Source organism: Mycobacterium sp. E3198, from assembly GCF_001667015.1.
Taxonomy (GTDB): Bacteria; Actinomycetota; Actinomycetes; order Mycobacteriales; family Mycobacteriaceae; genus Mycobacterium.
Genome location: NZ_LZIS01000092.1, coordinates 60,295 through 72,703, shown reverse-complemented (window position 1 = coordinate 72,703; position 12,409 = coordinate 60,295). Strand labels below are relative to the sequence as shown.

7 protein-coding genes are annotated in these 12,409 nt (G+C 71.1%); 3 read left to right on the top strand and 4 right to left on the bottom strand.

Annotation, left to right across the window (positions count from 1 at the left end; translation table 11 throughout):
• Positions 1 to 3 precede the first annotated feature (3 nt).
• Entirely contained in the window at positions 4 to 1,554 is a 1,551-nt protein-coding gene (locus A5673_RS10100) for an MCE family protein (protein ID WP_068230758.1), read from the top strand.
• 4 nt (positions 1,555 to 1,558) lie between these two features.
• Here the strand turns inward: A5673_RS10100 and A5673_RS10095 are convergent, their stop codons facing one another.
• The 4 genes from A5673_RS10095 to recC all read right to left on the bottom strand — a co-directional run bounded on the left by A5673_RS10095 (position 1,559) and on the right by recC (position 11,002).
• Positions 1,559 to 2,254 carry a TVP38/TMEM64 family protein gene (locus tag A5673_RS10095; RefSeq protein WP_068230755.1) on the bottom strand — a complete coding sequence of 232 codons (696 nt, stop codon included), beginning with the start codon at positions 2,252 to 2,254 and terminating at the stop codon, positions 1,559 to 1,561.
• Between the two features lie 427 nt (positions 2,255 to 2,681).
• Positions 2,682 to 4,403 carry an exodeoxyribonuclease V subunit alpha gene (gene recD / locus A5673_RS10090; protein WP_068230751.1) on the bottom strand — a complete coding sequence of 574 codons (1,722 nt, stop codon included), beginning with the start codon at positions 4,401 to 4,403 and terminating at the stop codon, positions 2,682 to 2,684.
• Complete coding sequence (gene recB, locus A5673_RS10085; RefSeq protein WP_068230748.1) at positions 4,400 to 7,720, bottom strand: exodeoxyribonuclease V subunit beta; 3,321 nt, start codon at positions 7,718 to 7,720, stop codon at positions 4,400 to 4,402. The genes recD and recB overlap by 4 nt, the downstream gene beginning before the upstream one ends.
• Entirely contained in the window at positions 7,721 to 11,002 is a 3,282-nt protein-coding gene (recC, locus tag A5673_RS10080; protein ID WP_068230745.1) for an exodeoxyribonuclease V subunit gamma, read from the bottom strand. It abuts the gene before it with no gap.
• Between the two features lie 104 nt (positions 11,003 to 11,106).
• Between recC and A5673_RS10075 the strand changes: the two genes are divergently transcribed.
• Both A5673_RS10075 and A5673_RS10070 read left to right on the top strand, forming a co-directional pair.
• Entirely contained in the window at positions 11,107 to 11,622 is a 516-nt protein-coding gene (locus tag A5673_RS10075; protein WP_068230741.1) for a nitroreductase family protein, read from the top strand.
• 3 nt (positions 11,623 to 11,625) lie between these two features.
• A complete protein-coding gene (locus A5673_RS10070; RefSeq protein ID WP_068230738.1) occupies positions 11,626 to 12,375 on the top strand; it encodes a class I SAM-dependent methyltransferase in 750 nt (249 codons plus the stop codon).
• The last annotated feature ends 34 nt before the right edge of the window (positions 12,376 to 12,409 follow it).

The window sequence follows — 12,409 nt, the reverse complement described above, 5'->3', positions numbered from 1 at the left end:
AAGATGTTGACCCGCCTGATCAAAACCCAGCTGGTCTTGTTGGCCGGGGTGGCGGTGGCCGCGGTGGTGGTCCTCGGCTGGTATTACCTGCGGCTGCCCAGCCTGGCCGGCGTCGGTCGCTACACGCTCTACGCCGAACTGCCGCAATCCGGTGGCCTGTATCGCACGGCCAACGTCGCGTACCGGGGCATCACCATCGGCAAGGTCACCGCCGTGCAGCCCACCGAGCGTGGCGCACGCGCGACGATGAGCATCGACAACCGCTACCAGATACCGGCCGACGCGTCGGCGAACGTGCATTCGGTCTCCGCGGTCGGCGAGCAGTACATCGACCTCGTCTCGACCGTCAACCGCGGCCCATACCTGCACAACGGCCAGACGATCAGCAAAAGCACGGTCCCCAGCCAGATCGGCCCGGCCCTGGACGCCGCCAACCGGGGATTGGCGGTGCTGCCGAAAGACAAGGTCGGCTCGCTGCTATACGAGGCGTCACAGGCCCTGGGCGGCCTCGGGCCGGCGCTGCAGCGCCTGGTCGATTCCACCCAGGCCATCGCCCACGATTTCCGCGGCAGCATCGACGACGTCGACGACATCATCGCGCGCGCGGCGCCCATCATCGACAGCCAGGCGAATTCCGGTGACAGGATCCGGCTTTGGGCCGCCAACCTGAACAGTTTGGCCGCGCAGGCCGCCGAACGCGATCAGGCGGTGCGCAGCATCCTGGCCAACGGGGCCCCCACCGCCGAGCAGATCAACGCCACCTTCGGCGACGTGCGCGAGGCGCTGCCGCAGGCGCTGGCCAACCTCGAGGTCGTCATCGACATGCTCAAGCGCTATCACAGCGGCGTCGAGCAGGCACTGGTCTTCATCCCACAGTCGGCCGCGATCGCCCAGTCGGTGACCGCGAATTCGCCCGGCCAGGCGGCGCTCGGCGTCGGCGCCTTGGCGCTCAACCAACCGCCGCCGTGCCTGACCGGCTTCCTGTCGGCATCGGAGTGGCGCGCCCCGGCCGACACCGGCCCCGCGCCGCTGCCGGCCGGCACCTATTGCAAGATCCCCATGGACGCCACGAATGTGGTTCGGGGAGCCCGCAATTACCCGTGCGTCGACGTGCCCGGCAAGCGGGCCGCCACCCCCCGGGAGTGCCGTAGCACCGAGCCCTACGTGCCGCTGGGAACCAACCCGTGGTACGGCGCCCCGGATCAGCTGCTCACCTGCCCGGCGCCGGGCGCCCGTTGCGACCAACCGGTGAAGCCGGGTCAGGTGATCCCGGCGCCGACGGTCGACAACGGCCTCAACCCGGCGCCCGCCGATCGGCTGGCGGGCACACCGCCGCCGCTCAGCGATCCGCTGCAGCGGCCGGGGTCGGGCACCGTCCAGTGCAACGGGCAGCAGCCCAACCCGTGCGTCTACACCCCCAGCGCGCTGCCGACCGCGCTCTACGACGTCCGGAGCGGCAAGGTCGTGGGGCCCGACGGTGTGGTGTATTCCGTTGCGAATTCGACGAACACCGGCGACGAGGGGTGGAAGGGGATGCTGGCGCCGGCGGGGTGAATCGTCAGCGCTGGCCGCGGGCGTGCTCGCGCCAGTTCCGGTAGCCGCGCCGCGCCGCGAACGCGCCGACGACGGCGCTCACGCACCACACCGCGATCGCGGCATACGCCAACGGCGACGACAGCTGCCTGATCGAGGCGCCCAGCGCGGTGTAGGCGAACGCGCGCGGCGCCGAACCGATGAGAGAACCAATCGCCATCTGCCACAACGGGACTCCGAACGCCCCAAACGCATAGGAGGCCAGCGCATCGGAGATGCCGGGGACGAACCGCTGACCCACGACGGCCCACAGTCCGCGCCGTTCGATCAGCCCGTCGATGCGGTCGGCGCGCTGGGACCCCAGCAGGGCCCGCGCGCTGTCCCGGCCGGCCCGGCGCCCGATGCGGCTGGCAACCATCGCGGTGCCGACCGTCGCGCCCAGCGTCACGAACACGCCCAGCAGCGGACCGAACAGCATCCCGCTGCCGGCGGCCAGGATCGAGCCCGGGACGAACAGCGTGCCCAGGACGGCCGACACCGCGACGTAGGTCAGCGGCGCCGCCGGCCCGGTCGCGGAGACCGCGCGCCGTATCGCGTCGATGTCGATGACCCGCGCCACGGCCACCAGGTAGAACATCACGGCCAGGAACGCGGCGAAGACCGCGAGCCGCGCGATGTGGCGCCGCCGGGAGATCGGTGCAGAGCCGTCGTTGTCGGTCATGGTGACCGCGATTCTTCCGTATACCGAACCTGGCCGAATCGGCCTGCGCTTCCGTACCGCCGCATCGTGACGCATTTATGCCAGAATTAGTTGGGCGAACCACCATTGATCCACCCGACGACCTGCACAGACGGGCACTGGCAATTGCTCGAGACACCCATGCACACTGAGTCAGACCGTTGCCGATCTCATCCGCCGCGGTTTGGGATCCGCCGGTACCGCGGTGATTTCCAAGGATCTCGACACTGGGCTGCCGCTGGTTAGCATCGGGAGAGTCGCGACCTCCGAGGACGTGCGCTCAATTGAGGATCAGTAGTCACGGCGCTCGACGCGAATGTGCTCATCGCATTGTTCGTGAGGCCACGGCGATCAGTTGGCGACGTGGGTTCTCATCCCAACGCGGAGTTGACGGCGCGCCCCGGGCCACTCACGCGACAGGCGCCGCAGTCTGCAACCGCTGCCGCAGCCCGCTCGCCCGCACCGCCCGCCGCTCGATCGCGGCCCGCACCGACGCCTCCGCGCCGACCACCCGCACCTTCACCTTGGCCCGGGTCACCGCGGTGTAGAACAGCTCGCGGGTCAGCAACCGGGAATCCTCCGGCGGCATGAGGACCGTCACCTCGGTCGCCTGACTGCCCTGGCTCTTGTGGATCGTCATCGCGTGCATCGTCTCGACGTCGGACAGCCGGCTCGTCGAAAAGTCCAGCGGCCCTGCAGCACCGGCGATGACAGCCCGCAAACCTTCGTCGCCTGCGATGACCACCCCGGTGTCACCGTTGTAGACCTTGAGCCCATAGTCGTTGGCCGTCACCAACAACGGCCGGCCGACGTACCAATCCGAGAACACCGGCTGGCCCGTCTCCTCGGAGAGCCAGCGCTCCACCTGCCGGTTCCACTGCGCCACCCCGTACGGTCCCCGCCGGTGCGCGCACAGCAGGCGGTGCTCGTCGAGGGTCGCCAGGGCCGCCTCGGCGGCGCCGAGCACCGCGGCCTCCCGCACCCGCAACGCGTGACCGACCAATACCGCACGCAGCCGGTCGGTGGGGCCGTCCGAGTCCAACCACTCGATATGCTCGCCGCCGGCGCGCAGCAAGGCCACCACGCGGTCGGCGTCGCCGATCCGGATCGCTTCCGCCAGTGCCCCAATCGATTCGCCGAACCGATGCGGCGTGCGCAGGGCGGCCACCCGCACGTCGCGACGAGCGGTCAACCCCTCCACCAAGTCCGCCAGCACGGCGCCGGCCTCCACCGAGGCCAGCTGGTCGGGATCGCCCACCAGGATCAGCCGGGTGTCCGGGCGCACCGCTTCCAGCAGCCGCGCCATCATCGTCAGCGACACCATCGACGTCTCGTCGACGACGATGACGTCGTGCGGCAGCCGGTTGCCGCGATTGTGCCGGAACCGCACGGAGGTATCCGGCCTCGAGCCCAGCAGCCGGTGCAGCGTCGTCGCTCGCAGGCCGGCCAGCCGCGCCCGGTCCACCGCGTCCAGGTTCTCGACCTCGGCGGCGACCGCCTCGGCCAGCCGCGCCGCGGCCTTGCCGGTCGGTGCGGCCAGGGCGATTCGCGGCCGCGGAGCGCCGGTGAGCTCCGCCCGCTCGGCCAGCAGCCCCAGCAGCCGCGCCACGGTCGTGGTCTTTCCGGTGCCCGGTCCACCGGTGAGCACCGTAACGGCTTGCGACAGCGCGATTTCGGCGGCGGCGCGTTGTTCCTCATAGCCGGGAGGGAAAAGTCGCTCCAATGGCGGCGTCTGGCCCGTCGCCCCCGGCACGGACAGCGCGAGCAGGTCCGCGCACACCTGTTCTTCCTCGAGCCAATAGCGGTCCAGGTACAACAGGTCACCGAACAGCCGCAGCACCGGCGGCGACCCGAGCAAGCGGCTCGCCCGCACGGCCGCCAGCCATCCGTCGGCCTCGGGCCACGGCAGCTCGGCGATGCCGATCTGGGCCTGCACCACCCGCAGGTCCACGCACACCGAACCGCCGCGCAGCGCGCGCACCACCAAGGCGATCGCCAGCGCCACCCGCTCATCTGGCTCGCCGGCGAGTGCCGTAAGTCGCTGCGCCACATGAATATCCGCGGCCTCGAACACGCCCGCTTCGCTGAACGCCCGCAGCCTCCCGGCGGCGCCGATCGCCTCGACCGTCACGCGACGGCCCTCCCGTCGTCGAGCAGGTCCGACAACGCCGCCACCAGCGACGCGGGCGGCCGCCAGCTGAACACCCCCGACGGGTGCCCGTCGATCACCGGTGTGTCGGCGCCGCACATCCCGCGCACGAACAGGTAGAGGACACCGCCGAGCTGGCGGGCGGGATCGTAGCCGGGCACACGCCACCGCAAGAACCGGTGCAGCACAACGCTGTACAACAGGGCCTGCAGGGGATAGTCCGAGTGCAGCATCGCCTCGACCAGCCGCGCCCGATCGTAGTCGGCGGACGTCAGTGCCCGGTCGTGATCGCCGAGCCAGTTGGTCTTGTAGTCCACCACCACGTAGCGGTGTCCCGCACCGTCGGGGACGCGCAGGACGGCGTCGACCGAGCCGGTGAGGTATCCGCGCAACGGTTGCCCGCCGAGCGCGCGTCCCGCCAGCCGGTCGGCGTACGACGCCAGCGCGTCATCGGCCGGCAGGTGCCGGCGCAGCAGCGCCCCCACGTCCGCAAGGCGGAGCTCGGGCGCGGCCGAGCGAAGGTCGCCGCCGGCCAGCGGAAACTCAAAGTCGAGTTCCCGCAGCCGATCCGGCAGCCCGATCTGTCGCAGCGTCAGGCCGCCGGCCAGCGGCCCCAGCGGGGTGTCGTGCATCGGCACCATCGCGGCGGCGAGCACCTCCGGATCCACGGCGACGGGCCACCACACCGAGTGCTGCCGAATCTGCGCCGCAAGCTCGCCGGCCAGGTCGGGGGCGAACGGGTCGGTGGTCTCCAGCACGGCGTGTACCAGCGTGCCGAACTTCGCACCCATGGGCAGGTCCGCCATCGGGGAGGGTACGTCGGGCCCGGATGCGGCCTGGCTCAACGCGATATCGCCGGCCTCGTCGTCCAGTTCGGTGACTTCGGGCTCGCTGGTCACCCCGGCGGCCTCGGAGGTCTCCGCCTCCCGGACGAGGCCGGAGTAGGAGGTGCGCCGCCAGCCGGTGTCGATGCCGCGGTGAAAGTGTCGGCTGTCGATGTCCGACGGCACCGGTGCCGGCGTCAGCGCCGGGGCCTCGACCACCACCGACTCCTCGATCACCGGACCGCCCGCGGCCTCCCACTCGCGGAACCGGGCCATCGCGTCGTCGTCGGAGATCTTCGCCGGTTCGCATTCGTCGGGCACCACGGACTCGCCGGGCCCGCGGCCGCGCAGCAGCCGGGACAGGCCGCCATTGGGTTCGTAGTAGGCCGGCGACCACCACGCCACCACCTGCGTCTGCGCCCTGGTCAGCGCGACGTACGTCAACCGGCTGGCATCGCCGGCATCCTCCTTGCGGCCCAGCGCTTCAACTCTGGCGAAGTCGGGGCTGTCCTTCCCGCCGACATGTAGGCAGCGCGCCTGCCCGTCATGGAACAACACGATGTCGCGCTTTGCGACGCTGCGGTTGAATGCGAACGGCAGGTACACGATCGGGTACTGCAGGCCCTTACTCACATAGACCGTCATGATCTGCACCGCGGCCGCGTCGCTGTCCAGCCTCCGGTTGCGTTCGGGTGCGCCGCTGCGCTCGTCGCGCTGCCTGCGCAGCCAGTCGCGAAGTGCCGGCAAACTGTAGCGGTCGCGGTGCGCGACGTCCTGCAGCAGCTGCGTGACGTGCGCCAGGTCCGTCATGTGGCGCTCGCCGCCCAGGGCGGAGAGCAGGCGGTCACCCATACCCCGCAATTGCGCTGCCTCGAAAATGGCGGCGACCCCGCGTTCCCGCGCGTGGCCCGCCCATTCCCGCAACGTTTCCGCGACCCGGTCGGTCAGCGCATCGCCGCCGGCGGCCAGCGATGCCGCCGTCTCGCCGAAGAACATCGTCGCCGCCGCGGCGCGCACCATGCCGGGACGATGGGGCTGGTCGAATGCCTCCAACAGACACAGCCAATCCGCCGCGGCGTCCGACGCGAACACGTCGGTGTTGCCGGTGTACACCGCCGGAACGCCGGCCGCGCACAGTGCCCTGAAGCAAGCGCTTGCGTCCTCGTGCCGCTCCACGATGACCGCGATGTCGCGGGCCCGCAGCGGCTCGCCGCCGAACGTCGCGCCGCCGGCCAACAGGGCGCGGATGTCCGCGGCGAGGTCGGCGCCGATATGCTCGCGCAACTCATCGATCGGCATGTTCGCCAGGCCCCTGCGCCCCAAGGACTTTCGGGGCACCACGCGTAACCGGAAGGGATCGTTGCGCGGCGCCCCGGCCAGCCGATGGCCCCGGTGGTACGCCTCGACGTCGTTGACCACGATCGTGGGGTCACCGAGTTGGGCGCCGCGCAAGACCACCTGCAGCCGCTCGACGAGCGCGGAATCGCTGCGCCAGTTGATGCCCAACGTCTTCTTCTTCCCTGCCGCCTCGGCCGCCTGCAGGTACGTCACGATGTCGCCGCCGCGGAACGCGTAGATCGCCTGCTTGGGATCGCCGATCAGGACGACGGTGGAGCGCCCGCCGAACGCGCGGTCGATGACCTTCCATTGCACCGGGTCGGTGTCCTGGAACTCGTCGACCATGACGATGGGCCAGCGCTGGTGCATGCGGATCCGGGCGGGGGAGTCATCGGTGGCCAGCGCGTCGGCGAGTCGGATCAGCAGGTCGTCGTAGCCCAGGACGCCCAGCCGGCGCTTCCGCGTGTTCAGCTCGGCGAGAACCTGTTCCGCGAAGCCGACGCAGACGGCGGCCCGCGAGCCGGGTTCGGGGTCGCGGGGGCGCAGCTGCGTGGACGGGTTGTTGGCCACCTCGCGCGCCAGCCGCAGCGCATCGCGGTACTGCAACACCGGGTCTTCGCGCTCCTGCCCGAAGTGGGCGAGGTACAGATCGTCGACGATCTCGACGACCAGCTCGTCGAGGCTCTCCAGGAGTGTCACACTGCCCGCCGTGTCGCCGGCCACGCCCAGCGAGCGCAACACCAGTTGGCAGAACTGGTGCGTGGTGGCGATCGTTGCCGCGTCGAAGCCGGCCAGCGCGTCGCGAAGCCGCTGCCTGCGTTCCGCGCGCTGCGTGTCGCTGCCGTCGAGCAGATGTGTGATCAACTCGTTGTCGCCGGCGCTCGATGGGTCACCGAAAGCGGCTACGGCTTCGACGATTTGGCAGCGGACGCGCTCGCGCAGCTCCTGGCTGGCGGCCCGCCCGAAGGTGATGAGCAGCATCTGGTCCAGGGTCGCCTCGCCCTCGGCGAGGTAGCGGGTCACCAGGCCGGCCAGTGCGAACGTCTTGCCCGTGCCGGCGCTGGCCTCCAGCACGGTGGTGGAACGCCGGGCCGGCAGTGGGCCGAGCAGGTCAAAGCGCTCCGTCGCCTTGTCCATCTAAGGCTTCCGCTCCGCGCGCAGCATCGGCAGCCACAGGCGGGCGGCGTAGGCGCCGAGCCGGTTGTCCTCGCCGCCGCATTCCTCGCCGGGTCGCAGCGGCTGCATGAGGTCGGCCAGCCGCACCTTCTTGCCCCAGGCCCGCAGGTGCGCCGGCTCCTCGTCCTCGTACTTCCACCGATATTCCGCCTCGCGCACCGGGTCGTCGCCGCAGTGGCGTGCGGCCGCGTAGGCGTAGGACGTCTTGATGGGCAACGGAATCGGCTCCCGGCGCCCCGCGTCGTAGATCGCCACCAGATCGCGAAGTATCCCGGCGGCGTCGTCGTTTGGCCGACCCAGGCCCTCCACCCGCGGGCCGACCCCCCTCTTGCGACGGCCGATGCACACCGCCGACCAGTCGCGGGAAGAATCATGAGCGATCAACGCCAGCAACGGAATCCACGACTCGAGCAGGTGCTTGCCGTCGAGCTTGGAATAGGTCACCGACACGAGCCGCTCCCCGTACACCGGCGACACCGTACCGGTGAGCCGTCGCCCGGAGCCGAGGTCGATGTCGACGTCATACGCCCGTGCGCCCGCTCGGCGATGCTGTTGCGCGGCGCCCGCCAGCAGCGCGGCCTGGTCGCGAACCTCCGCCGCCTTGCGCCAACCCAGTTGGCCCGGCGGCAGCGTGCCCCGGCGCCACTCGGCCTGACGAGCGTCATCCGGCGTCATCCCGAGCAGGATGTCGCCGAGCATGCGGTCACCGACCGTCCACTCCTCGAGGCTGTTGATGTCGACTGGCATGGCGTCTTGCACGCCGTCTACGTCGCGCGGCAGCGTGAAGTCCAGCGCGCGGAAGAAGCCCTTCACCGGGTCCTTGAAGAAGGCGACGAGGTCGGCGAGGATCACGTCGTCGGCGGGCGGGGGCGGCAGCGGGCCGGAGATGAACGGGGGCGGTTCGCCGCGTTCCCCCGCTGCGGCCCGCGCGGCACGCAGCACCGTCGTGTCGAAGCTGAACGGAACCTCGGGTACCAGCCTGCCGGGGATGACGTTGCGAATGTCGAACGGCTGCAACGGATGCTGAACGACCACGCGCCGGCGGATCTGGTCCGGCTGGTCGTCCGGCACGGTCATGTCCAGGGTGTCCAGCAGCTCGGCCAGCGGCACCGCCGGCGGGCGCGGCTGGCCGGAATACTCGTTGGCGCCGGTGTAGGTGATCACCAGGTGCTCGGTGGCCGCGCCGATCGCGTCCAACAGCAATTGCCGGTCCTCCGAACGGATATCGCGTTCGCCGGTCATCGGATCGCGGGCCAGCACGTCGTCACCGTCGATGACACCGAGGCGGGGAAACACGCCGTCGTCCAGCCCGACGAGGCAGACCACCCGATGCGGCACCGAGCGCATCGGCACCATGGTGCACACCGTCAGGGTGCCGGTGCGGAAGTTGGCCCTCGTCGGGCGCCCGGCGAGCTGCCGGTCAAGCAGCGCCCGGACGTCGGGCAGCTGCAGGGTGGTGTCGGCCCGCGGGCCGGCGTCGGTCAGCACCCGCGCGAATTCACGGTGCAGCTGGCTGGTTTGCCACAGGTCCGAATCGTCGATGCGCGCCAGCAGCGCGAGGCCGTCGGTCAGGGCCGCCAGCCACTCCCGTAGCGGCCGCGCCCCGCTGAGGGAGTCGATCACGCGCCGCAAGCGGTCGACGAATTCGGCGAACCGGCCCGCCAATTGGACGCGGTTGCTGCTGACATCGTCGAGGGGCAGGGTGGAATCGATCCAGGCATGCGAATCGCCGGACATCGCGACGCCGGCCAGCACGCGGTCGATGCCGAAACGCCAAGTGTTGTGCACGAAGTCGACGTGGTACGGGCGCCGATGCTCCTGGTCGAAACCCCAGCGGATGTTCGCCTGCCGGACCCAGCGGGTGACGGCCTCCAGGTCGTCATCGGTGAAGCCGAAGCAGGCGCGCACCGGCGCCGCCTCGGCGAAGTTGAGCACCTCGCTGGCGGTGACCCTGCTGCCGGCCAGCGCCAGCAACTGCGCGGCCAGGCCGAGCAGGGGATTGGTCTGGGTCGGCGAGCGGTCCGCGAGCCGCACCCGCAAGCGGTGGGCGGGATGCGCACCGTGCACCACGTCGCCGAGCCCGAAGTCCGCGACGATCAGCGGCGCGTAGGTCTCGATGTCGGGACACATCACCAGGATGTCGCGCGGCTCCAGGGTCGGGTCGTCCTGCAGGAGGCCGAGCAGCACCTCGCGCAGCACGTCGACCTGCCGGGCCGGGCCGTGACAACTGTGTATCTGGACGGAGCGGTCCTTCGCGGCGAGCTCGCGCCCCTGCGGCCGAACGGCATTCGCGGCGATGTCGGACTGCAGCCAGCCGAGCAGCGTGTCGGGGCGCGGCCGGCCGGGAAGGTATTCGTCGGTTAGCGGATCCGCGGGGAGGCTTCGCTCTAGCTCGCGAAGGTCCCGCCCCAGCGTCGCCAGCAACGGGTGCAAGACGTCCCGGTGGCTGACGTCGGTGCGGCGGGGGATGGCGCCGTGGCCGCCGGCCAGCGCCCGCCACAGATCGTCGCTGGGGTGCGGCAGCCACAGGTGCAGATCGTGGTGGGTGGCCAGCGCATCGAGCAGCTGAACGTCGGTGGAGGCCAGCCGGGTATGCCCGAACAGCGACAGCCGCGCCGGCAGGTCGCTGGGCCCCTCCCGCAGCCGGGCGACCGTCTTGTGGTGCCGGACGTGCGGGGGGTCGGCGTCGACGCGCTCGACCAGCGCCCGCCACAGCTCCGGCTGCCAGCGCAGGTCGGAGTCGAGTTGCCCCGCGTCGCCGTCCAACCAGTCGCTGAGCAGTTGCGGGCGCTGCCGCGCGTAGGAGGCGAACAGCCCCGCCAGCCGGCGCGCGGTCGCATAGCGGCGGGCCCGGCGCAGCTCCGCCTCCTCGCCCGTGTCGAAGTGGCCCAAATGCGTTGCGAGGGTTGCACACCACGGCTCGTCCAGGCTGCAGTCGATGGCCTCCAGCAGCGGCCACGTCATGGCCTCGGGTGACCAGGGATCGTCGTCGGCCGTGCCGGTGATCTCAGCGATCAACGAGGCCGGGCTGCGGAACGCGACCCCGGCGCACACCCCGTCGCCGGCGCCGGGCCGACACCCCAGCGCGTGCGAGAGCCGCTGGCTGAGCCAGCGTTCCACGCCGCGCGCCGGGACCAGCACCAGCTCCTCGGCGAACGGGTCAGCCGGCGGGACGGCCAACAGGGCGCCCAGACCGTCGGCGAGTGAGTCGGTGCGTTCGGCACGGTGGAGATGGAGGGCCATTGCGCTGCCACCATAGAACGCCGCACCGACGTCCGGGGATGATTGCGCGGCGACATGCCGTTCGTCGGTGGTGGCAGCATGGGCAAGGACTGGAAGGACGCGAGATGGAAGCTTGGGACGCGATCTGCGCGCGGCGCAATGTGCGGCAATACAAGTCGGAGCCGGTGTCGGAGGCCGACCTGGACCGCATCGCCGAGGCCGGCTGGCGGGCGCCGTCGGCGAAAAACCGGCAGCCGTGGGATTTCGTGATCGTCACCGATCCGGCCCAGCTGCAGGAGTTGGCCACGGTCTGGCGGGGCGCCGGCCACATCGCCGGCGCCGCGGCCGCGATCGCGATCGTGGTGCCGGTGCCGCCGGATGAGCGCCGGCTCGTCACCGACAACTACGACGTCGGGCAGGCCACGATGGCGATGATGATCGCGGCGACCGACCTGGGCGTCGGGACGGGTCATTCGTCGGTGGGGGACCAGGACAAGGCGCGCGCCATCCTCGGGGTGCCCGAGGATCACCAGGTGGCGTTCCTGCTGGGCATCGGCTATCCCGCCGACCGTCCGCTCGCCCCGATCCGCAAGCCGGATCGCCGGCCGTTTTCCGAGGTCGTGCATCGCGGGCGGTGGTGAGGGGTGCATGACCACCGCGGCGACTACGGAATCGACGGCTCGTTCAAGACGATCTCGGCCCGCGGGCAGGCGATAGGCGTCGTCGCCCAGGCCGCAGGCCTGGCGGTGTGGGCCGGCATCAGCTGGGCGCGCGGCCGGCGGGGGACGGCGGCGCTGGTCGGGGGCTGGGCCGTCGCGCTGCTCGCGGCGATGGCGTCGTACGTCTACGCGACGCGCTCGGGCAAGTTCGTGGTGTGGGACCGGGTGCTCGACGGGCTGCGGCTGCGCGGCGACGAAACGGTGCTCGACCTCGGCTGTGGGCGCGGCGCGGTGTTGCTCGCGGTGGCCAAGCGGCTGCCGCGCGGTCGAGCGACGGGCGTCGACCTCTGGCATGCGGACCAGACCGACAACTCGCGGGAGGCCACGCTGGCCAATGCGGCTCTGGAGGGCGTCACCGACCGCGTCGAGGTGCGCACCGCCGACCTGACGGCCCTGCCGCTGCCCGACGACAGCGTGGACGTCGTCGTGAGCAACTTGGCGATCCACAACATCCCGACACGCGCCGGCCGGCGGCAGGCGCTGGACGAAGCGGTTCGCGTGTTGCGGCCGGGTGGTCGGCTCGCCATCGCCGACCTCTGGGAGACCCGCCGGCATGCCGCGCGCCTGCGGGAGTTGGGTTGGCGAAAGGTGCAGCGCCGCAACGTCGGATGGCGCATGTGGTACGGCGGTCCGTGGTTTTCGACGCGCCTGGTCACCGCGACGAAACCGGGGTGACGCGCACGCCGAGCGCCCACCGTCGCGCGGTGCA

Bases quoted from the DNA above. Each gene is read 5' to 3' on its own strand.
- A5673_RS10100 (WP_068230758.1), top strand. From the start codon at position 4: ATGTTGACCCGCCTGATCAAAACCCAGCTGGTCTTGTTGGCCGGGGTG.
- A5673_RS10095 (WP_068230755.1), bottom strand. From the start codon at position 2,254: ATGACCGACAACGACGGCTCTGCACCGATCTCCCGGCGGCGCCACATC.
- recB (WP_068230748.1), bottom strand. From the start codon at position 7,720: ATGGACAAGGCGACGGAGCGCTTTGACCTGCTCGGCCCACTGCCGGCC.
- recC (WP_068230745.1), bottom strand. From the start codon at position 11,002: ATGGCCCTCCATCTCCACCGTGCCGAACGCACCGACTCACTCGCCGAC.
- A5673_RS10075 (WP_068230741.1), top strand. From the start codon at position 11,107: ATGGAAGCTTGGGACGCGATCTGCGCGCGGCGCAATGTGCGGCAATAC.